The following is a 22,316-nucleotide window of genomic DNA, read 5'->3' on the forward strand; positions in this document are numbered from 1 at the left end:
CTACGCTACTGCGCGCTTGCCACTCGCCGATGTCGACGTTTTATAATTAGCGCAGGTACAGCATTGCTAATTACCGCGCCCAGCATAATAAGTGCAATTGCCATTGTAATTGCGCCAGACAGTGTACTTATTCCAAATAGAAATAGTGCAATACTGGAAATGACTGGTGTGGCAAAGCTTAGGCTTGCTAACAACTGGCGATTACCAAATTTAAGCCCAATATCCCATAGGTAAAACGCGCCGCCTACAGGCCCCAAACCTAATAATATGGCACTTACCCAGACGGTAAATGAAAGGTCCCAATGGCCTGACTCAAGGGTTAAATGGGAACCCAGCGCCAATATTGCTACTGCAATCGATATCCAGCCAATGTCTTCAACATCGCTTTTAGTGCCAGCCATAAACCACGAATAACCCGACCAAATTAAGGCGCAAATAAATGCCAGCCCATAGCCTAGTGTATATTCGCTGTTAAAGTGAATGCTTTCACCCCCTGTGACTAAAATTCCGCAACCAACAAACCCTAGTGCCCCCCCTATCACGGCAAACGCCCGTTGATGCGCATTAGCCACAGCAATACCGAGCAGCAGTGGCCAAAGGTAGGCAATAAGGCTTGCTTCGATGGGCGGTGCGTAGCGAAGGGCAAGGAAATAACAAAAGTGAAATCCAAATAGACCACAGGTAGCCACTATCCATTGGGTAAGTGTTAATTTAGGCAATTTGTATAAAGATTCTCGCTTGATTAGTCGCTTTATAAAAAGCAATAAAGCAGAAACTGAAAAGCAGATGAAAAGTAACTGGAAAGGCGGCACTGACGATGCGTAAACACCCAATACAGCTAATACGCCCCACGAAATGATGGCCACAAGCCCTATAAACGTTGCCATTACTTGCCTATTGTTAAAAGTTAAGAAGCCTAAGCATAACCGTAATTGTATATTCTATCTGTGCAGAAAAGGCGGTGTGGTTGATTTAAAAGCCTGATTTTCAGTTAAACTTTGCTGCGTTAATGAATACTACGCTTTCAAATATTTTGCGGGCAAATACTACTCGAATAAATACTTAGCTAATAAAAGGGACTGATCATAGTTACCTTCTTGGCTATCGACGTTTAAAGTGTGAGGGCGGCATGCCCAGATGCTGTTTAAACCGACGGGTAAACGCAGACACATCGTCATACCCCACGCTTGCAGCCACCGCAATAATAGGCATATCTGTGTTGCTTAGTAAGGCCCGCGCTTTCTCCATGCGCACATTAATAAGGTATTCCCTTAGCCCCACCCCAGTAGCGGCTATAAAGCGCTTTTTAAATTGTGTTGCGCCCACACAGGCAATGTTAGCAAGCGACGTGATAGTGTGTGGATAGGCGACATCTTGGTGAATGCAAGAAAGCACTGGAGCAATACGTTTATCGGTGGCAACACCGCGTTGCTGTTGAGCTAAAAGTGCCGAGAACAAACCTAGCATGGCATCATTTTCATCATAAGTTATGTGATGTGTTAATTGCACTTCAACGTACGCTAAAAACGCCTGCATGGGTGTGCTTATTCGAAAAATGGGAGCGCCTTTAGCGGGTAAAGAGCCTTCTGCAAATAAAATGCCGCCAGCAATATTGCCCGGCACCGATTGCAAGTCCGCTACAATGAATTTCGCCAGCTCATCAGCAGTAAAGCCATGAATGAACCCAGGCGCGATACAAATACCCTCTCCTACTCCTACACTGCCACTAAAATGATCAAGCGTTATATCGATATGTCCGTTAAGTGGTAACACTAACTGGTAATAGTCATGAGCATGCATGCACATAGTGCGGGTATACGAACGAATAGATAATGACGGCTTCACGTTACCTCACAGGTATGCATAGTTGCTTTAAATTAACCACCCCCTGTTAAACGTAATTGGGGCACAAAAACTCAATATATTAAAAATTAGCTATTACTTTTTATACCTTAACATTGCCAACCTATGACAGTGCAACGTATGCTGCATTTTTAGTTTTTTAAAGGAATGTGATGTGGCCGCTGCGAACTTATTAGCCCTTCTCGATGATATCGCAACATTGATGGATGACATTGCTGTTATGTCGAAAGTGGCAGCAAAGAAAACTGCTGGAGTACTGGGTGATGATTTGGCGCTTAACGCTAACCAAGTGCAAGGGGTGAAAGCTGATAGAGAATTACCCGTTGTTTGGGCAGTAGCGAAAGGCTCATTGCTAAATAAAGTTATCTTGGTCCCTGCCGCCCTCCTTATTAGCGCTTTTGTGCCCTCGTTAATCACGGTACTTCTTGTACTAGGCGGGCTTTATTTGTGCTTTGAAGGGGCCGAAAAGTTGCTCCACAAATACTTACCTCATGATGATGAGTCAGCAGAACGTGAAGCGAGAATAAATGCCCTTGCTGATGAAAAAGTGGATATGGTCGCGTTTGAAAAAGAGAAAATTAAAGGCGCTATTCGTACCGACTTCATTCTTTCAGCGGAAATTATTGTGATTGCACTAGGTAGCGTAACAGATGCGACTTTTACCACCCAGGTAGGCGTATTGGTGGCCCTAAGCATTGCTATTACGGTAGGGGTTTACGGGCTGGTTGCTGGTATTGTCAAAATGGATGATGTAGGGCTGTATTTACTGCGTAAATCACTCACGGGTACCATGAACACCCTACAACGCTTCTTTGGTCGGGCACTGTTAATTGCCGCGCCCATTTTAATGAAAACCCTTGCAATAGTTGGCACCATTGCCATGTTTTTGGTGGGCGGCGGTATTCTTACTCACAACATTAGTTTTCTGCATCACGCCGCAGTGTGGTTCAGCGAACTCGCGCCATCTATAACTACCGTAATGGCGATTGCTGCCGATGGTCTTGCGGGTTTAGTCGCTGGCGCGATTTTGGCTGTAGTCGCAACTATTATCAGTCGCCTACGCAAATAGTAAATATTAAGGGGCAACTTTATTGCCCCTTTAACGCTTTCTATCACTTTCCTAGTACTTTCCAACACTCTTCTATGCGCAATGACTCCATGTGAAAGCTAGCCTACGCGTTTTATCGCTGAGAAAGAGAGTCATACCAACGCCTCAACAATGGGCCCGCTAATACTTGGCTATAAATAGCGACTAAAAACCTCACGCCGAACGTTTTGCGTCATTTTGGTTAACTAGTTAGGCAATTTCACACTGCTATTCAATTTTGCTAATTTGAAGTTCTTCTCCAACCAAAGTTAGCCATAACTGAAGAGGAGGCTCCTTGCTGTACTCCAGAATCGACTGGGTTAAAAATTCTAAATCTTCACTAGGAACGTCAAAATTCTCTAGGTAGATCATGTACCCAGCCAGATCTGATTTCGATAATTGATGACTTCCAATTAAGAGAACTTTTTTGTTGTTCAGTAGTGATCTACTATCAAATGGAGCGTGGCCAATAAATGGTGACAAACCTTCAACTTCATTCAGCATCGGGATAGACTGGAATTTCTCCTGATAAATTGCGATATGGTAATCATCCCTATTGAAATCTAGTAGCCGAAACAAGGTTATCTCACCATTATCATCGGAGATACTTGCATAATAGCCACCCCAAGAAATTTCTATATCCACAATTATATACTCTCTTATTTCTTCCGTGTTGTTGGCCCTTTGCACGTCATCGCACGACTTAAAACGTTTGTTAGATAGTCACTTTTAATTAAGTCTAATACTTTAGATAACTGAGCCAAATATTTATCTTCTTACCTTACAAATATTCTCTGGTTTTCTGCGCCACACTTTAATTTTCACTTCCCACAATGACGAGCGTTAGTTATTTTGACCAAAACACATCTACAAACTAACTAAATATTAGTTAATTCGTTAATTACGAAAACCTACCTTAAAAACAATAAAAATAAAATACCATATTAATCATTAACTTAACTAATTATAAAAAGATGGCACATCCCTCGCTATAAACTAATTGTTAATTGATAACGACTTAATAAATAACTGCCAAGCAGTCCGATTTAGTGCAGTGACTCACTTTTACTCATAGGAGATGACCCATGTTTACCAACAAAAAATTACTTACTGCGCTGATTCTAAGTACTGCATTTACAGCCACCACTGCAATGGCGGATGAACCAACAAGTAACCTAACCTCGCAGACCGATTATTTAGTGGCCAGTGCGATGGCAGATGTAAAGCAAGATATGACAACAGGCATTACGTACGACGTGTTAACGGCCAGCCATACTTTTGAACCGAACGCGGCAGAAGCAAGCACTTTAATTGCAGATATTACGATTACGCCAATGAAAAGTGATGAGTTTCAAAACGATAACGACGCGTAAGGAGGCAGGTATGCTAACCGCTAGCGCATTATTTATGTTGGTCTTGGCACCCGTAGCAGCATTTGCACTTAGCGCTGTAGTGTTTTCAACAGCGCGATATATGTTAGACCAGTTTTAGTACTACTTTTAAAGTTTAGCCTACTCCCTGGGGCTTTTTCAGGAGGCAATAAAAAGCATATTGAGTTGGATGCTTTTTACTGCCTACCTGTTTTTTTATCCAAATATTCTTTCCCACCAGCTTTTCTTTTCGCTCTCTTTTTCTCCATCAGGCCTCACCGCATTGCCAGAACAATCTTGTTGTGCCGGCGGCAATACATCAAGAATAGCGGGTACACTCATGCTTCCTGCACACCCGGCAATCACCACCGCACCGGTCTTCGCGTCAAAGTGCGCAATACCCAGACCATCTGGAAAGCGGCGAGATAACGATTTAGGCGACTGAGACTTCATATAATTAATAAAAACCGGTAAGGCACCGCTGGCACCGGTTAAATTTACAGGCAAGTTATCATCATTGCCTACCCACACAGTAACAACATTGTTGCGGTCAAAGCCGCTGAACCAACTATCTCGGTAATCATCTGTAGTACCGGTTTTACCTGCCATATTCACGTTACCAAAGTTCGCGCCTACTTGTTTTGCCGTCCCTTCTACCGTGACTTTATACAACGCGTAATTCAGCAGGTAAGTTGCAGCTTCGTCGGTTCGCTGCGCATAAAATTCAGCCTTTTTCCATAACAGTGCATTGTCGGCAGTTACGACTGAACTTACCGTATGCAAAGGCACATAGCGCCCGCCGTTCGATAATGTTTGGTACATTTGGTTGGTAACAAACGGCGTTAACTCTACCGCCCCTAAAGTAAGAGAAGGCACCAAATTGACCTGAGAAGTAACGCCTAGTCGTGCAATCGTGTCAGCAATAACATCAAGCCCCACTTGCATGCCTAAATTAACGGTAGGCACATTCAAAGATTCAACTAATCCTTGAATAAGCGGCACTTGCCCTCTGAATTCTTTATCGTAATTTAATGGTGACCATTGCTGTCCATTACGGCTTTCTAGCGTAATAGGCTCATCTTCCAGTGGCGTGGCTAAATTAAACTGAGTGGGATCTTCAAGGGCTGATAAATACACCGCAGGTTTAATTAATGAACCGATTGGACGCTTCGCTCCTAACGCTCGGTTAAACCCTTTAAATGAGTAATCTTTACCGCCAACAATGGCCCGCACTTCGCCTTTAGCACTGTCGGTCACAACCATCGCGCCTTGAAGGGGATTTTTTCTGTTCGTTTGTAAACTTGCAATCGTGCCAGAGAGGGCTTTTTCTGCCCGGCGCTGAGCCACGATATCTAACGTGGTAAACACTTTTACACCGGAGTCACGCAAGCTTGAGTCGGCTAGAATATCTGCAAGCTCTCGTCTTACCTGCTCCATAAAAGCAGGATGTTTGCCGCTGGCCAAACTAGCGCCACTGGCCAAACCTAACGGCATATTAATCGCCCGCTCATATTGGCTGCGGTCGATTTCATTTTCGTCAAATAACATACGCAACACCAAGTCTCGGCGCTCTTTGACGCGCTCGGGGTGTTTACGTGGATTGTAATAAGAAGGGCCTTTGATAATAGCCACAAGCGTTGCTATTTCAGTTGTGCTCAGTTCATTCGCTGGGCGGTCGAAGTAGAAATAACTAGCCAGCCCGAAACCGTGCACCGCCATGTCACCATTTTGCCCTAAGAAGACTTCATTTAAATAGGCTTGAATGATTTCCGACTTGGAATACCTGGCGTCTATGATCACCGCCATAATGGCTTCTTTCGCTTTACGCACAATCGAGCGTTCACGGGTTAGAAACATATTTTTGACTAATTGCTGGGTAAGCGTGCTACCACCTTGTACGGTTCTGCCCGCCGCAATATTTGCTAATAGCGCCCGTAATATAGATAAAGGAGCTACACCGTGGTGATTATAAAAATTGCGATCTTCAACCAAAGTTAGCGCTTTTGGCAGCATATCGGGAATAGTATCCAGTGTGACCAACATTCTGTCTTCCTGACTACCGCTGACCATGCGCGTAACCAACCATGGCTCAAGTTTTACAGTGCCAAATGGGCGAGTTTGCGTTCTGTCTTGAATCAGACTAATCCGACTGCCTTGCCAAGTTATCTCTAAATGACGAAGCCCTTCTGCCCCTTCAGGAAAATGAAACGCGCGGCGCTGAATATTTAAAATGCCATTTCGATAACTGTACTCGCCGCTACCATCTGCCTCATTAACTTTGCGATATCCCAACAAGGTTAATTCATCAATCACTTCGGTGGGAGTAATTTCCTGCCCTTTACTGAGTTCTAAGGGGCGGGCAAAAATCTGTGCAGGAACTTCCCATTTATTACCTGAAAATTCATGTTTAATTTGCGCATCTAAGTAAAAGGCGTAGGCGCCAAGTACCACTACGCCTATCAGAAATAAGCGTAAGAAGAGCTTCATTATTGAAAAAGAGTTAGGTTTGGATGCCGCTTTAGTTTGTTTTTTTGCCACTTTTTTTGCCACTGAGAATGCCATGATATGAAGCTGAAAAAATTGTGCAGCTTTCTGAACACAATTTCCAGCGAATGCTGAAGAATTTTGTAGCCGCATATAAACAACTGCGTGCTGCACACTCTGAAGTTAGCGAACACTACCACTGCTCCTTCTCGGCAACAACTACAAAAATAGCACCACGTTAAAATCAATCGTTTCAATGACGCCACCCGTAGTAATGTTGAATACATACACTCAAGGAGCAATTATGACATCTGAAAATAGGGCGAGTTCTATTGCCAATATGGAAGGGTTACAATCGGCTATCGTGGCGGGAGAGACGGCCCGAGTGAAAGAGCTATTAGAGGGTCGTTCGTTAGATGAACTTCAAAAAGGGTATTTAATCGAGCTTGCTGAATTAAACAATGATGGCGAAATCATTGGGATTTTAAAACAAGCGCCAACGGCATAACGCCACAAGGTAGGTTTACATATTGTTACGTATCATCTGCCATAAACCTTAGCGCATCATTGAATTATACTCGCGTTTTACAGTCACATTGAGATAGCATGTGTGCTCGCAATACAGGAATTGAACTATGGGTTTTAAGGGTAAAGGGAAGCAGTGGGTTACTGCAGTATCAATGATGTCGGCACTGCTGTCAGGGCTGTGCACCGCTTCTGCAATGGCCGATGAGGCGTTTTCCATGTGTACCTCTCAACTTGCTAACAAAGCACTTGAGCAAGGTGTCAGTCAAGACACTGTCGATGCCATTTTCCCCACATTAGCATACCAAGCACGTGTTATTGAGCTTGATAGAAGCCAACCAGAATTCGTTCAAACCTTTCCAGGCTACTTTAGTAAACGTGTAACCGATTGGCGCACGAACAAGGGCCAGGAAATGTACGAGAAGCATAAGGACTTGCTGCACAAATTAAGTGACAAGTACGGTGTGCCGCCGCACTACTTGCTGGCCTTCTGGGGGCTTGAAACTAACTTTGGTAATTACAAAGGCAAAATGCCTGTTCTTGATTCGTTAGCCACGCTTGCTTGCGATCCCCGAAGAAGCAAATACTTTACCCAAGAGCTTTTGGTAGCAGTGAAATTATTTGAGCGTGAGTCACTCACCCGTGAGGAAATGGTAGGTTCTTGGGCTGGCGCTATGGGTCATACCCAATTTATGCCGTCGGCTTATACCCATTACGCGGTAGATGGCGACAATGACGGTCAAATCAACTTATGGAATAGTGAAGAAGATGCGCTAACCTCTGCGGCCAACTTTCTTGCGAGTTTAGGCTGGCAACGAGGCTTTCGTTGGGGCCGGGAAGTGCAGCTTCCAGAAAATTTTGATTATCAACTCTCTGGGTATAAAAACCGCCGTACTCTAGCCCAGTGGAATGAACTCGGCGTGAAACAAGCCGATGCAAGCCCGTTGGGCGAGGACGACACGAAAGCGTATGTGGTGGTTCCTGCTGGTCATGCCGGTCCCGCGTTTGTGGGTTACCAAAACTTTCGCGTGATCATGCGTTGGAATAATTCAGAGTTTTACGCCATTGCGGTAGGCGTATTAGCCGATAGAATTTCAGGCGCATCAGGTATTATTGCTCCCCTTCCGGATTTACCAGCTTACAGCCGAAACGATATTATTGGCCTACAGAAAAAGTTGAACGACCGTGGCTTCGATGTAGGCACCCCCGATGGAATAATTGGCCCTGCTACCCGCGAAGGTATTCGCAACTATCAAATAGCAAACGACATGATTGCTGATGGTTTTCCAGGTTTAAACGTGATGCAGTCGTTGAACTTGGTTGATAAGAGCGCCTAGCTGCTTTTAAAAGACTTTACTTGCCCCGTTAACCCATTGCCTTCTTTGTTCTGGCAGTGGGTTTAGCGGTAGCCGGTTCATCTGGCCAAAAATGCTTCGGGTAACGCCCTTTCATTTCTTTTTGAATTGCTAAATAACTGCCTGTCCAAAACCCTGCTAAATCTTTGGTGGTTTGCAATGGCCGACCTGCTGGCGAGAGTAACTCATACACGATATGTATTTTGCCACCCGCCACCGTAAGTGGGGCAGTTTGGCTATACATCTCTTGCATCCTAACCGCTAACACCACATCACCGTTATCGCGATACTCAAGTGCGGCATCACGCCCTGTGGGTATCGACAAATGAGTAGGCAATAATGAAGCAAGAGCATCTTGCTGCGGCCAACTAAGTGCATTATTTAGCGTATTTTTCCAAGGTAACTTTTGTAGTTTCGCCAAAGATTCACATCGGCTTAAGGGCTCAATTAATGTCTCTTTTGCGCTGTGCATTAATGCTGGTAAAGACTGTGGCCAAGGGCCTGGTTTGTCGAACGCCTGCGGTTGAGGTAAATTCAACGATGCCGCAAGTTTAAGCCGATTCCACCATTGCCAGTCCCCCTCAGTTAGTGGCCACTCACTTACTGGAATGTTCTCTAAATATTCGAACCAAGCATGAGCAGTCTGTTTTTTCCAGAAGCGATTATCTTGTTGCTTCTCTTGACCTGATACGGGTTCACTGGCTAAGTCGATGGCATGAAAACCAGTAATAATACGTGCTTCCATGACCTTCTTTGTCACATTAAAACGTACTTGTTTTTTGTGAGTAAACTCATCCTGGAATACGGCGCGAAGCCCAGCCTCGTTAATCGGCTGAGCTAACCTGAACTTCACCGTATTTCCGGTTTGCTGGCCATGTAATACTGCCAACCACTGAGGCGGGGAATGCAGCTCTAATTCGCCGCCTTTTCCACTGGCGAGCTTGTATCCGCATTGCTGGGACTTTCCTTGCATATTCCCCTGCATAGCCCCTTGTCCTTTTTGCCTTCCATTTGTCTTATCAGAAGCTAGACCCCGACAAAACGCCACCCGCTCAGGAAAGGCAATAGCAATACATAGCGCCAACGCCTCTTCTTCTAATCCGTGCATGTCCAATTCGTTCGCATTTAAACCAACATATTTTGCATATCTAGATGCTTGCTGATGAAGCTGCTTGCGCGTTTGACCATCCAGGTTCAACAGCGCATCGATAACATAGGTTTGCTCGAACTGCCCACCAAGGTTTTCTGCTAATGCCACCACAAAAGGCGCAGCACATTTGAGTTCGCGCTGCATAGCAGGCTCTAGTCCTTCGACCCCTTGCGCGCATCGTATTAATAGATTCGCCAAATTCGGATGGCAGGGTATGCCAGAAAGTGTACGCCCATAAGGGGTTATTATTTGGTTTGTGCTAAGGCCTTCGTCGTTAAGAGCATTAATGGCGGTTAAGTTATTATTAGCCACCTTTAACTGCGCGCCGCTTGGCTGGGTTAACATGCCCAATGATGCGGGCGTAGCGCCCCATTGCAATGCATCTAGCAATAAGGACGACACATCTTCTCGTAATACTTGCGGGGCATTATGCTGCGCCATACGCTCAAAACTGCTTTGACTGCATAGCCGGTAGCAATCGCCCGCGCTAACTCGTCCCGCTCGCCCAGCCCGTTGAATAGCCGATGCTCGGGATATACGCTGTTGCATTAACTGGGTAAAACCACTGGAAGGGTTATATTGGGCTTGGTTCTCCCACATACTGTCTACCACCACCTTAACCCCTTCTATGGTTAAGCTGGTTTCGGCAATATTGGTGGCAAGAATAATTTTGCGCCGCCCTTGAGGATCAGGGTTGATAGCGGCTTGTTGGGCGTCTTTGCCCATCGCCCCAAAGAGTGAGTGCAATGCCACATCATATTTATTTACCAGCGTGGAGAGTCGTTGTGCCACGCCTCGAATGGCTCCGCTTCCTGGCAAGAAGACCAGTACATCACCTTGATGCTGAGAAAACGCTCGGGTAGTCACCTCTGCGGTGGCGCTAACCACCTCATGGGCGAGCACATCCTTGCTGTAATGCATATTAACGGGGAAGGTTCGTCCTTCTGCATTGAGGTTAATCGCAGGTACAGCGCCGTAATTATCCATTAATGCAGTAAGTGGCTCTACATCAAGCGTGGCAGACATAACCACTAGGCGGAGATCTTCTCGCAAGCCCGCTTGTACGTCGAGGGCTAGCGCTAAACCGAAGTCGCTATGAATGCTGCGCTCATGAAATTCATCAAATATAATGGCCGATACCCCAGTAAGCTCAGGGTCAGACTGAATCATTCTGGCGAGTATACCTTCGGTTATCAGTTCAAGGCGGGTAGTTTTTCCTACCTTACTTTCACCTTTAATACGGTAACCTACTGTGTCGCCCACTTTTTCATTGAGGATGCCTGCCAGGTAATTCGCCAAATTTCTTACGACTACGCGGCGAGGCTGCATCAACAACACTTTACCCTGTGGTATCGCGCTTAGTAGAGAAATTGGTAGCACCGTAGACTTACCTGCACCCGGCGGTGCACCTATGATAAGGTTGTTTTCGCCAATCGCCTTGTTAACCGGTTCAATAAGCTGGGCTGCGGGTAAATGTAATAACGGCTGTAACATAAAGGTTTGCAATACCTAGATAAACTTCTCACACTATTGTACTTGAATTTACCTGCAGCAGAAGTTTTGCATTACGTTAAAACAAGCACTGCTAGACTAAGCACAGCGAAATAGATACACCTGACGATATGTCCATTTGGGTTTAAACAATTTTCTATTAACTAGGGCGTGTTGACTTCATTACACGTAGATAGAGGAGTGGGTATGCGTTGTTTCATTGGTTTAGATTTACATTCAACAGAAAAATTAGCCCTTGATAGTTGGCGGCAACAAGCCCTCCCAGAGGTGACAGCCCGCAACATGTTCAACCTTTCTGAGGGCCGAGCCCACAATGAAGGTAGAGGGAACGAAGGCAGGCGGGGCAAGGGTAAAGAGAGCAAAGGTAAAAGGCGCGACTCAGGCGCATCCCAACCTTATGCGGTTAACGCAGCCAATTACCATATGACCTTAAGTTTTCTCGGCCATATTACTCACCGTCAGCATGAAGCGTTAGTCGCTGAACTAGACGTGTTAGTACATACGCCGTTTTCCCTAACGTTAGACACTACGGGTATTTGGAACGGCCCTAAAATTCTTTTCGCCGCACCTCAGTCGCCGCCAGCAGAGCTAATGGCATTAGCGAAATCTACCCGCAAAGCTGCCAGAGCTGCGGCTATAGAGGTTGATAATAAAGGGTTTTCGCCACATGTTACCGTCATTCGAAAAGCGACGGCGGCGCTTCCTGTGCCCTTGTATACACCGCATGTTGAAATGCACGCATCGGCGTTTCACTTATTTGAATCTGTCTCTACCCCCCAAGGAGTTACGTACCCCATTAGGCAAAGTTGGAGTTTAAGGCACAGTATGTCGGTGCGTGAAAAGCTACGCAGAGGAATTAATGATGAGTAGTTCGTAAACGATCATTCATCGGGTGATATTATTTATAGCAAAATAGCCTATTTCAGTTAGGCTTTTTCACCCTAAAAGCCTTTACTTCACTGGCGTAGCTGGGTAAAAAGGGGGTCTTATTTAGTGAGACCTCAATTCCATGCAACAAACGTTTCGATTAGTAATAGATTGCCCTGACCAAATTGGCTTAGTTGCCAGTGTTTCTCAGTTCTTAGCTAGCCATGGTGCCACCATCGTTGAAGCTAACCATCACACGGATTTACAAACCGGTAGATTCTTTATGCGCCATGAAATTGGTGCCGATTCTATTGGGTTAGATTACGACAGCTTTTTAGCAGAATTTGCGCCCTTGGCTAACGAATTCCAAATGAATTGGAAACTCTCTGATTCAAGTAAAAAGCAGCGCGTTGCCTTACTAGGTAGCGTGGAGTCTCACTGTATGGTTGATTTACTGCATCGCTGGCACACCGGTGAGCTTGATTGCGATATTCCATGCATTATTGGCAACCACCCGCAAATGAAGCAATTTGCCGATTGGTATAAAGTGCCGTTTCACTGGGTGGACTTTAAAGCGCTGGGCAAAGAAGCGGCATTTGCGCAAATCTCAACCTTGTTGGAAGAATATAAAATCGACCTGACGGTACTTGCCCGCTTTATGCAGATTTTGCCTGATAAGCTATGCCAACAGCTTCAAGGTAAAGCAATTAACATTCACCATAGCTTCTTACCGAGCTTTGCAGGGGCTAAACCCTACCAACAGGCTTACGATCGCGGCGTTAAGTTAATTGGGGCAACGTGCCATTATGTTACTAAAGACCTAGACGAAGGCCCTATTATTGAGCAGAGCGTTAAGCGTATTAGCCACAGCGACAGCGCGGTTGATATGGTCAGAAAAGGGAAAGACTGCGAAGTAACCGCCCTTGCCCACGGCGTGCGTTATCATTTGGAAGATCGCGTGATCATTCATCGCAATAAAACCGTGGTATTTGCATAAGACACTGTTTTACAAATTTTGCAGTTAGATAAACAAAAAAAGCCAGACGAGTGAAGTGACTCCTCTGGCTTTTTTAATTCTGGCAGGCATGAACAAATTTACTTTATGACGCTGCAACCTGCGTACAGGCTCAATTTCAACTTTACCACTACCCCTCTTTTGTGGCGCTAATTTGGCGCTATACTGTCAGTGCGGCAACTTGTCTGCGCAACTTAACGTAGTACCACGTATTTGAAATGGCAAACAAGATCTCAGTGATAGCCAGTCCCCATGTTTGAGTGGCCACACCGTAAACCGTAAAGTTTAGCGAGCCAACTATCATACAAATGCGTAGTCCAGCCTCTTTACAATGTAGTTCACCAAATCGGTACACCATAAAAGTCATTACTGGCATAAGTTCTAATAGCCCTGTTTTTCCCGTAAGGGTATTAATACTTGCCACTAGCACGGTCATCAACGTCAGAATAATATAAGTAGCGTACGCGGGTAAAAGCTTCTGAGTTACAATACGGTATGTTGTACTTAAGCCTGCCACAGTAATAACAACAGCCCCACCCCACGCTTGCTCGAAAGCAAGTAAGCTGGCTAGCGCCACACACAACCCTAAATTCAAAAATAAAAGCTTGCGCTCTGTATTAGACCAAAAAGACCCAATAGCAAACAATACAGGGATTGTATGAAGCAATAATTCAAACACGCCGATGCTCCTTCATAGATAACAAGTGAGGCAGAAATTCCATTATGTATTGGCGCGAAGTGTAGTGATTAGTCTAAAACTTTCAATGGTTTTTTTAGCCTTTTCGACGAGTGTCATTTAGGCGCTACTACTCGCATTCTCGTTAGCCTAGCGGCTTAATACGTTAAGAGACATTTACGTTATTTTTACAATGGCATAGTATTGAATGTGTGAGATTTTAATTAACGCTTCAATCGGTGAAATTGATCTGCTTTACTAGTGCGTGTAGACCTAACGATAATAAACAATAAAAGAAATCATAACCATAATAAGACAGGAAATAATAATGGGAAAATTTAAAACTTCACTTACTGCCATGGCGGTAGTGGTTGCACTGGGTGCCTGCTCAGAACAAAAAGCACCTCAGGCAACCTCAGCAGACACTACTGAAGTTGCTGCAGCACAAGAAACTCATCAGTTCGACAATGTGCTACTGCAAGAGTTTAAAGGCCCGTATGGTGGCGTGCCCGCTTTCGATAAAATGAAATTGGAAGACTTAAAACCCGCTCTTGAAAAAGCAATGGAACTAAACCTTAAAGAGATTGATGAGATTGCGAATAACCCTGAGCCCCCCACATTTGAAAATGTGATTGTGGCTATGGAACGTTCGGGTAGCGAGCTTAGTCGTGTTTTTCGTTACTACGGCATTTGGAGTGCGAATAAATCTAGCCCCGAGTTTCGCGCCATCCAAGTAGAAATGTCGCCTAAGTTGTCTGCATTTTCTACCAAAATCACACAAAACGAAAAGTTGTTCGAACGTGTTAAAGCGGTTTATGAGTCAGAAGAACGCTCGACTCTTACCGAAGAAGAACAGCGCATTGCTTGGATGACTTACAACGAATTCGCACGCAATGGTGCCACCTTAGACAGCGAAGCGAAAAAACGCTATGCCGCAATCAATGAAGAATTAGCAACCCTCTATACGTCGTTCTCAAATAACGTACTGGCGGATGAAGAGAACTACGTAACCTATATTACTGAAGACCAATTAGGTGGCTTGCCTGAATCTTTCGTAAAAGGCGCTAAATCTGCCGCCCAGAGCCGTGGTGAGCCGGATAAATATGCAATAACAAACACCCGTTCTTCCATGGATCCGTTCCTAACCTATTCTACTAACCGTGAATTACGCGAAAAAGTATGGAACACCTATTACAGCCGTGGCGACAACGCAGATGAATTTGATAATAACGAAACTATCAAACGCATTCTGACATTGCGTGATGAGCGAGTGGAATTACTCGGGTATGAAAACTATGCCCAGTGGCGCTTAGAAGACCGTATGGCAAAGAATCCTGAAAACGCCATGGATCTTATGATGAAGGTTTGGCCCGCTGCCATTGCACGTGTTGAACAAGAAGTGGCCGATATGCAAGCCATTGCTGACGCTGAAGGCGCTGATATCACTATTGCCCCTTGGGACTATCGTTTTTATGCCGAGAAAGTTCGCCAAGCCAAGTACGACCTAGACTCAAACGAAGTGAAGCAATACCTGCAGCTAGATAAACTGCGCGATGCTATGTTCTACGTTGCTGGTCGTTTGTTTAATTTCAACTTTACCCCAGTGGAAGAAGGCAAAGTGCCTGTATTCCACGAAGACGTTAAAGTATGGGAAGTGACCGATAAAGATTCCGGTGAACACATTGGTTTATGGTACTTAGATCCGTTTTCTCGCAAAGGTAAACGCTCTGGTGCATGGGCCACAACTTATCGCTCGTCAACAACCTTCGACGGCAAAAAGACGGTGTTGTCTTCTAACAACTCTAACTTCGTAAAAGGGGCTGAAGGCGAGCCAACACTCATTTCATTTGATGATGCAGAAACCTACTTCCACGAATTTGGTCATGCACTGCATTTCTTATCTGCTGATGTGAAATACCCCTCTTCGCACTCAGGCGTACGTGATTACACTGAGTTCCAGTCGCAACTTTTAGAGCGCTGGTTAACCACCGACGAAGTCATTAATCAATTCTTAGTACACTATGAAACGGGTGAACCTATTCCTGCTGAACTTGTTGCTAAGATTAAGAAGGCATCAACCTTTAATGAAGGCTTCAAAACCACTGAGTATATGGCTTCTGCCATTATGGATTTGAAGTACCATACCACTGATCCGGCTACTATTGAGCCCGATACCTTTGAACGTGAAGAGCTTACAAAACTCGGTATGCCTGAAGAGATTGTTATGCGTCACCGCACACCTCACTTTGGTCACGTGTTCTCTGGTGAAGGTTATGCCGCAGCCTATTACGGTTATATGTGGGCAGAAGTGCTGACAGCTGATGCATCAGAAGCCTTTATGGAAGCACCGGGTGGATTTTACGACGAAGAAGTGGGCAATCGCTTAGTGAAGTACCTCTTTTCGGTTCGTAATGCGATGGATCCAGCTGAAGCCTATCGCAAATTCCGTGGCCGCGATGCCAAAGTTGACGCATTAATGCGCGACAGAGGTTTCCCAATTCCTGAAGATAAAAGCGAAGATTAATCGTTAAACCTCCCTAAAAAAGCCGCGAAGTTGAGAAATTCACCTCATTTCGCGGCTTTTTCTTGACCTTTCGGTCAATTTAACTTCAAAATCATCTTATCGGCTTTTGTACGTCGAAAGTATAATAATTCGCGATCCTCAGCCGATATAAACACAATAATAAAAAAACTAGTGCGCACTACCTCTCCTCGTGTTTCATGAAGTGATTAATAACCTGCAACTAAGCAGTAAAGTAGACGCTAACAGTAATAACACAACGCCCAAGACGTGACTGTGCCTGCAGTGCAGCGTCGTTATTTCAGCAGTCAAAATATGGTCGGAAGTTATGACTTTGAGTATTAAACAAAAACTGATTCTTTCACTGATGGTGGCTGTGTTGGCAGCCTCAATATTGGTAGGCTCAATTAGCCAATGGATAGCCCGAGACTTAGTAAAAGAAAACATGGAACAGCTTCAACTTCCTTCACTGTTGAAGCAAATTGGCAATCAGGTCGACAGAGAAGCCAGCGTGATGCTTTCTGTTGCCCATGGCATTGCGTCCAATCCAGACATTTTAGCCTGGTCGGCCGCTGGCGCTGATAGTTCAGGTGAAAAGCGACTTATCGCTTATCTAAACGACATCGTGACTTTCAACGACTTAACCGTGGCCTCTTTCGTCGATAGAAAAACCACTAAGTATTGGAACCAAGACGGTTTTTTACGGGTGCTAAAGAATGACGAATTTGACGGATGGTTTTTTACTTACCGTGATAGTGGTACGCCAATTTCACTTAGCTTGTATAACGAACCGGGTCAAGGTTATAGGTTGTTCGCAAACTTCCAACAAACCGCAGGCCGAGGCATGTCTGGCGTCGCGAAGTCTGTAGACGAGCTTTTAGATATTATTAACGCGGTAAAAATTGCCCAAACTGGCTATGTGTATTTGGTTGATGGCGAAGGCACTATTATTGCCCACCCTGATACTAGCCTATTGGGAAAATCCAAACTGAGTGCCATTAGTGGCGCAGATGCGTCGCGGTCTTTACTGCAACAACGTGATTTTGCGATGGCAACCAGCGAAGTAAACGCCGATGACGTCCTTTTTGCCAGCACGTACGTTGAAAAGTCAGGTTGGTACGTGGTTGCACAAGTACCAGAGCAAGAGCTTTATGCCTCGTTAAATGCAGGCAGTCGGCAGATTATTTTGTGGTCTATTGCCATCGCGGGCTTGTTCGCACTGCTTGGTATTTGGCTGGCATCTTCACTCACTAAGCCTATCGAATCACTGGCTGATATTTTCCAGCAACTTGGAAAAGGGCAAGGCGATTTGCGTTCAAGAATTGACGTACCAGAACAAAGAGAAACCGCGCGACTGGTTGAAGGCTTCAATAGTTTTATCGACCACCTTCACCGCACTATTGTATCGGTAGCCAAAACTAGCCAAGCCCTTAAAACTTCGGCTCAAGAAGTGGCAAGCCAATCTCAGCAAAATGAACGCTCTACTCGCAGTCAGCGAGACCAAACCATGCAGGCAGCAACAGCGTTAACTGAAATGGGCAGTACGGTAACTGAAGTAGCCCAGTCAGCTACCTATGCGGCACAAAATGCCAATCGTGCGACGGAAAGCTCGCAAGAAGGCCGCCTATTTACCCAAAAAGCCGTGCACGCAATATCGAATCTTTCTACGCAAGTAGAAAGTGTGTCCGAGGTTATTCACTCCCTTGATGAACACACAGCGGCTATCGGCGGCATACTTGATACTATTCGCAGCATTTCAGAACAAACTAACTTGCTTGCGCTGAATGCAGCTATAGAAGCCGCTCGGGCTGGCGATCATGGCAGAGGCTTCTCTGTGGTTGCCGATGAGGTTCGTACCCTTGCTCAACGTGCGGCTGCCGCTACCGATGAGATTCAAATTAAAATCGATAAGTTTCAGCTAGACTCAAAAACGGCCGTTTCTCAAATGCAAGACAGCAAAGCACAAACCAAAGAAGTGGTGGGTGCTACCGATGATATCGATAAGCTGCTTCAGAAGATTACTGACGAAATCGCGCTGATCAACGACGTGAACACTCAAGTGGCCACCGCGACAGAGCAACAAGCCACAGTCGTTGAGGATATTAGCCGAAGTATTAATGAGATAAGTTCATCGAGTGATGAAACCCTTAATGCCACACATGTGTTAGTAGGCGTTAGCGAGAAGCTAGACGAACTCGCAAACGAACTGGCTCAAGAGGTTAGTCAGTTTAAGTTGTGAGATTAGTTTTATTTCAATACTGCTTGGCTAGAACGCAATAGCGTATTGCAGTTTAACTTGGTTGTCGTGGGCTTTGCTCCACGGCAACTGGATTGTTGCGCTGTCCGACTTCCATGACTCTCTAGAAGCCGCAACCGTGAGCGTGTGTCTGTCTTCCATTAGAGGAACTTCAAAATACACACTCGCTGTAGTACTGGTAGGGAGTTGAATCACTTCGGCAACGGGAATGGAAATTTCATGTTCAGGACGAATTTTGTGGCTTAACCCAACCCGGTAACTTCCTTTGTCCCACCAACTCACCACTTCAAATTCGTGGCTTTTAACCCGCTGAGTAAGTACACCGTAATCGAGTAAGCCTTTGTTATAGTGAACAATCGCTTCTACATTAAAGCGTTTAGTAAATTGCTGGTTTACCACCAACTGATACTGCTTTTGCTTACAGCCTTTAAATCTAATCTTATTTTTAGATAGCGCAATGGAAAAGGTATCATCAAAACTTACATATTCGCTCAACCATTGCTCAGCATCTTCGACCGCTGAGGCAGATGCAGACATCGATAACCATACACATTGAAGTGCGGTAAGCATCACAAGAAGCTGAGAAGATCGAAGCATTATTCGGTACCTAATGTGCAAAAGCAAAGTAGACCCCAATATAACCATGAAGCGAAAAGCGTGGGAATTAGCCATTATGCTAACTCCCCTCAAGTGTTTAAATTATAGACAAATTTATTTTTGGCTAATGGTAACTTTGGTAAGTGATGCCTTGCGATGCCCCGTCGCTTCTTCTGAAAACCAATAATTGCCGTTCTCGTCAACACATACACCTTCTACTTGTTTATAGGCAGGTAACGGCCAAATGTTGATAGGAACAAACTGACTATTAACCTGCGCAATGAAAGTATCAAAGTTACCAAAGGGGTCAGATTTATAGCCTACGATGACGTATAGATTACGGGCAGCATCATAATCGGCTCCAGTAATAACACCTGGCAAACCTTCGATATGCGCAAACGCGGTTAGTGTCTGGGGCTGTGTAGACTCGTTAACTTCGTATACCTTTGCCACGCCAGTACGCCAGCTTTTCGAAAACAGTATTAACTTTCCATTGGCATACACCATGGCCTCTGAATCAAAATCATGAGCGTAAGGCATATTGCTACTTGGATTGTTGCCTTCGTAGGTCACTGTCATTGTTACAAAATCGTTAAGGTCGTTTTTATTAACCTTATAAATGGTGAGACTCTCACGGCGGCCTTTGTTGTTGCCCACATCCGCAACATACCAATGCGTTGAACTTGCTGTAACCGCTTCCCAATCGATGTTGTCTAACGCCATTCTATCGGTTTTAATCACCTTGCCTTCATAAGATAGATGAAACAATTCCGGTTTGTTTCCAGAGTCGTTCAAACTAACGAGTGTTGAGGCATTACAAAACAGCCCCGACGTCTCTTCTAATACGTCAGGAAGCACCGTTAACTTACCCACAGATATTATAGTCTGAGCTTCAGGGTATGAAGCAGCACAACCAGTAAGTAACGAGAGTGAAAAAAACGTAGCAACTGCTACAGGTAAAAATGAGTGATTAAGCAACGTAGATAGTCCGTTGATAAGGCGCTCTTTGGCGCGTAATTAATGAAGCCTTAAAATACTATGCTTCCCCTTCCGCTACAACGTTGAATATAAGCGAATTGATCCCTCATAGGCTAAACTCTGTTTTAATCATATTGTGCTTATACGAAAGTCTCTGTCGGCTTGTAGATAAGTTGCTATATGATGGGGCCGCAAAACAGTATAGGTATAACTATATCCTTATAATTATATAAAGAAGGGAACACGCATTGTCAGATCCACTCATGTCTTTGGTTGCCGTTGGCTTATTGTCGATTAGCTGCCAATATCTCGCGTACAAAGTTCGTTTACCTGCCATCTTACCGCTTTTAATTGTAGGTATTGTGGTTGGCCCTGTATTTGGTGTGCTTGACGCAGACGCGCTTTTTGGCGACCTTTTGTTCCCGGTTGTATCGCTTTCCGTTGCTATTATTCTGTTCGAAGGTTCCCTTACCCTTAAGTTTGGTGATATTGCTGGTCATGGCAATATGGTTCGCAACCTATGTAGTGTGGGTGTATTAGTTACCTGGGTTATTGCCGCTGTGGCGGCTCATTACAGCCTAGACTTGTCGTGGCAACTCTCCTTTTTATTCGGCGCCATCGTGACGGTAACCGGCCCCACCGTGATAGTGCCCATGCTGCGTACTGTGCGGCCTAAATCTAATTTGGCAAGTATCCTACGATGGGAAGGCATTGTCATCGACCCCATTGGTGCCCTGCTGGCCGTACTCGTGTTTGAGTTTATCGTCGCCTCTCAAGGCAATGCTATTTCCCACACTTTTATCACCTTTGGAAAAACCATCGGAATTGGTTTCCTGCTTGGTTTTAGTTCAGGTTATTTGCTAGGGCTTTCTATCCGCAAAGATTGGATCCCGCATTACTTATTAAACACCGCGGTTTTAACCATTATTCTCGGCGTGTTTGCAGCGTCAAACTATGTTGCACATGAATCTGGACTATTGGCCGTTACCATTACCGGCATGGTATTAGCCAACATGAAGAACGTGGAAGTAGAAGACATTTTAGAGTTCAAAGAAACCTTGAGTGTGCTGCTCATCTCAGGCTTATTCATATTACTTGCTACCCGTCTTAGCCTTCAATCTATTGCGGATGTAGGCTGGGGAGCGCTTATTGTGCTTGGCGCAATCATGTTCATCGCTCGTCCGTTATCGGTAGCAGCGTCCTCTATTGGCACAGGTCTTAAACTTAATGAGTTGGCCTTGCTGAGCTGGATTGCACCTCGCGGTATTGTGGCCGCAGCCGTATCTGCATTGTTTTCTTTAAAGCTTGAAGAAATTGGCTACGAGGGTGCTGGCATTATCGTGCCAATGGTCTTTCTTGTGATTATTGCTACCGTCGTTGTACAAAGCCTTACTTCTCGAAGTGTCGCACAATTGCTAAAAGTTCGAGCCCCTGCCCCTACCGCTTACCTAGTGTTTGGTGGCAGTAAGTTTAACCGACTGCTTGCTGATGAAATGATTAAGCAAGAGTTGAGCGTTACCGTTGCAGATACCAACTGGGATGCCATTCGTGAAGCCCGAATGATGGATATTCCTGTGTATTTTGGTAACCCCATGTCAGATCACGCAGCTCGTCATCTTGATATTGCCAGTTTTGGTACGGTGTTAATTATGTCACCTTACAAACAGCTTAATCCCCCCATCGCGTATCATTTTGAAAATACCATGGGCAAAGACAAAGTGTGGGCACTGACAAGTAACGAACAATCTACCCGTCCAAGTCACCAAGTAAGTGAGCAATATGCAAAACGCCTCACCTTATTTGATGAAGGTGTGACTTATGGGTATTTGGCGTCAGCGATTGCTCGTAACGCCAGTATTAAAACCACACGGCTGTCTGATGAGTTCACATTCTCGCAATATAATGAAAAATATGGTGATAGAGCCACACCATTAATAGCCATAGATGTTGAAGGAAAAAGCTTCACATTCGTGAATGGGAACAGCATTCACCCTAAAGCAGGATGGCGAGTAATTAGTTTGATTTTACCTGAAGGTGAAGCAGTGTAAGAAGATGCTAG

General features: G+C 45.0%; 17 protein-coding genes. 9 read left to right on the top strand and 8 right to left on the bottom strand.

The window, feature by feature from the left end:
• Nucleotides 1-5: 5 nt before the first annotated feature.
• Nucleotides 6-887 (bottom strand): DMT family transporter, encoded by an 882-nt coding sequence (locus tag JKP82_RS02145; RefSeq protein WP_159528251.1) that lies wholly within the window; start codon nucleotides 885-887, stop codon nucleotides 6-8.
• Nucleotides 888-1,101: 214 nt separating this feature from the next.
• Nucleotides 1,102-1,845, bottom strand: coding sequence for a helix-turn-helix transcriptional regulator (locus tag JKP82_RS02150; RefSeq protein WP_218395649.1), 744 nt, complete (start codon nucleotides 1,843-1,845; stop codon nucleotides 1,102-1,104).
• 172 nt (nucleotides 1,846-2,017) lie between these two features.
• On the opposite strand from JKP82_RS02150, the gene JKP82_RS02155 reads away from it, so the two are divergent.
• Nucleotides 2,018-2,932 (top strand): DUF808 domain-containing protein, encoded by a 915-nt coding sequence (locus tag JKP82_RS02155; protein ID WP_218395651.1) that lies wholly within the window; start codon nucleotides 2,018-2,020, stop codon nucleotides 2,930-2,932.
• A gap of 246 nt (nucleotides 2,933-3,178) precedes the next feature.
• On the opposite strand, the gene JKP82_RS02160 is transcribed toward JKP82_RS02155, so the two are convergent.
• Nucleotides 3,179-3,595, bottom strand: a complete 417-nt coding sequence (locus JKP82_RS02160) for a hypothetical protein (RefSeq protein ID WP_159528245.1) — start codon at nucleotides 3,593-3,595, stop codon at nucleotides 3,179-3,181.
• 440 nt (nucleotides 3,596-4,035) lie between these two features.
• On the opposite strand from JKP82_RS02160, the gene JKP82_RS02165 reads away from it, so the two are divergent.
• A complete protein-coding gene (locus JKP82_RS02165; RefSeq protein WP_159528243.1) occupies nucleotides 4,036-4,323 on the top strand; it encodes a hypothetical protein in 288 nt (95 codons plus the stop codon).
• A gap of 213 nt (nucleotides 4,324-4,536) precedes the next feature.
• On the opposite strand, the gene mrcB is transcribed toward JKP82_RS02165, so the two are convergent.
• Nucleotides 4,537-6,807 (bottom strand): penicillin-binding protein 1B, encoded by a 2,271-nt coding sequence (mrcB, locus tag JKP82_RS02170; protein ID WP_258544325.1) that lies wholly within the window; start codon nucleotides 6,805-6,807, stop codon nucleotides 4,537-4,539.
• A 301-nt stretch (nucleotides 6,808-7,108) separates the two neighbouring features.
• Here mrcB and JKP82_RS02175 point away from each other — a divergent pair, with 301 nt between their 5' ends.
• Nucleotides 7,109-7,312 carry a hypothetical protein gene (locus JKP82_RS02175; RefSeq protein ID WP_159528239.1) on the top strand — a complete coding sequence of 68 codons (204 nt, stop codon included), beginning with the start codon at nucleotides 7,109-7,111 and terminating at the stop codon, nucleotides 7,310-7,312.
• 127 nt (nucleotides 7,313-7,439) lie between these two features.
• Nucleotides 7,440-8,666 (top strand): lytic murein transglycosylase, encoded by a 1,227-nt coding sequence (locus tag JKP82_RS02180; RefSeq protein ID WP_159528237.1) that lies wholly within the window; start codon nucleotides 7,440-7,442, stop codon nucleotides 8,664-8,666.
• Between the two features lie 28 nt (nucleotides 8,667-8,694).
• Here the strand turns inward: JKP82_RS02180 and hrpB are convergent, their stop codons facing one another.
• Entirely contained in the window at nucleotides 8,695-11,328 is a 2,634-nt protein-coding gene (gene hrpB, locus JKP82_RS02185) for an ATP-dependent helicase HrpB (protein WP_218395655.1), read from the bottom strand.
• Between the two features lie 204 nt (nucleotides 11,329-11,532).
• Between hrpB and thpR the strand changes: the two genes are divergently transcribed.
• Together thpR and purU are read left to right on the top strand one after the other, a co-directional pair.
• The gene (gene thpR, locus JKP82_RS02190; protein WP_218395657.1) at nucleotides 11,533-12,216 is read left to right on the top strand and encodes an RNA 2',3'-cyclic phosphodiesterase; all 684 of its coding nucleotides are present in this window, start codon (nucleotides 11,533-11,535) and stop codon (nucleotides 12,214-12,216) included.
• 139 nt (nucleotides 12,217-12,355) lie between these two features.
• Complete coding sequence (gene purU, locus JKP82_RS02195) at nucleotides 12,356-13,210, top strand: formyltetrahydrofolate deformylase (RefSeq protein WP_218395659.1); 855 nt, start codon at nucleotides 12,356-12,358, stop codon at nucleotides 13,208-13,210.
• 178 nt (nucleotides 13,211-13,388) lie between these two features.
• On the opposite strand, the gene JKP82_RS02200 is transcribed toward purU, so the two are convergent.
• Nucleotides 13,389-13,907, bottom strand: a complete 519-nt coding sequence (locus JKP82_RS02200; protein ID WP_159528231.1) for a YgjV family protein — start codon at nucleotides 13,905-13,907, stop codon at nucleotides 13,389-13,391.
• A 325-nt stretch (nucleotides 13,908-14,232) separates the two neighbouring features.
• Here JKP82_RS02200 and JKP82_RS02205 point away from each other — a divergent pair, with 325 nt between their 5' ends.
• Together JKP82_RS02205 and JKP82_RS02210 are read left to right on the top strand one after the other, a co-directional pair.
• Complete coding sequence (locus JKP82_RS02205; protein ID WP_218395661.1) at nucleotides 14,233-16,428, top strand: M3 family metallopeptidase; 2,196 nt, start codon at nucleotides 14,233-14,235, stop codon at nucleotides 16,426-16,428.
• 325 nt (nucleotides 16,429-16,753) lie between these two features.
• On the top strand, nucleotides 16,754-18,664 hold the full coding sequence (locus tag JKP82_RS02210) for a methyl-accepting chemotaxis protein (protein WP_159528227.1): 1,911 nt from the start codon (nucleotides 16,754-16,756) through the stop codon (nucleotides 18,662-18,664).
• A gap of 27 nt (nucleotides 18,665-18,691) precedes the next feature.
• Here JKP82_RS02210 and JKP82_RS02215 read toward each other — a convergent pair whose 3' ends face one another.
• Complete coding sequence (locus JKP82_RS02215) at nucleotides 18,692-19,279, bottom strand: hypothetical protein (protein ID WP_159528225.1); 588 nt, start codon at nucleotides 19,277-19,279, stop codon at nucleotides 18,692-18,694.
• Between the two features lie 114 nt (nucleotides 19,280-19,393).
• Complete coding sequence (locus tag JKP82_RS02220; protein ID WP_218395662.1) at nucleotides 19,394-20,257, bottom strand: hypothetical protein; 864 nt, start codon at nucleotides 20,255-20,257, stop codon at nucleotides 19,394-19,396.
• Nucleotides 20,258-20,505: 248 nt separating this feature from the next.
• Between JKP82_RS02220 and JKP82_RS02225 the strand changes: the two genes are divergently transcribed.
• Nucleotides 20,506-22,305, top strand: coding sequence for a cation:proton antiporter (locus tag JKP82_RS02225; RefSeq protein WP_218395664.1), 1,800 nt, complete (start codon nucleotides 20,506-20,508; stop codon nucleotides 22,303-22,305).
• The last annotated feature ends 11 nt before the right edge of the window (nucleotides 22,306-22,316 follow it).

Origin of the sequence: Alteromonas lipotrueae (assembly GCF_019249215.1) — a bacterium.
Lineage (GTDB): Bacteria > Pseudomonadota > Gammaproteobacteria > Enterobacterales > Alteromonadaceae > Alteromonas > Alteromonas lipotrueae.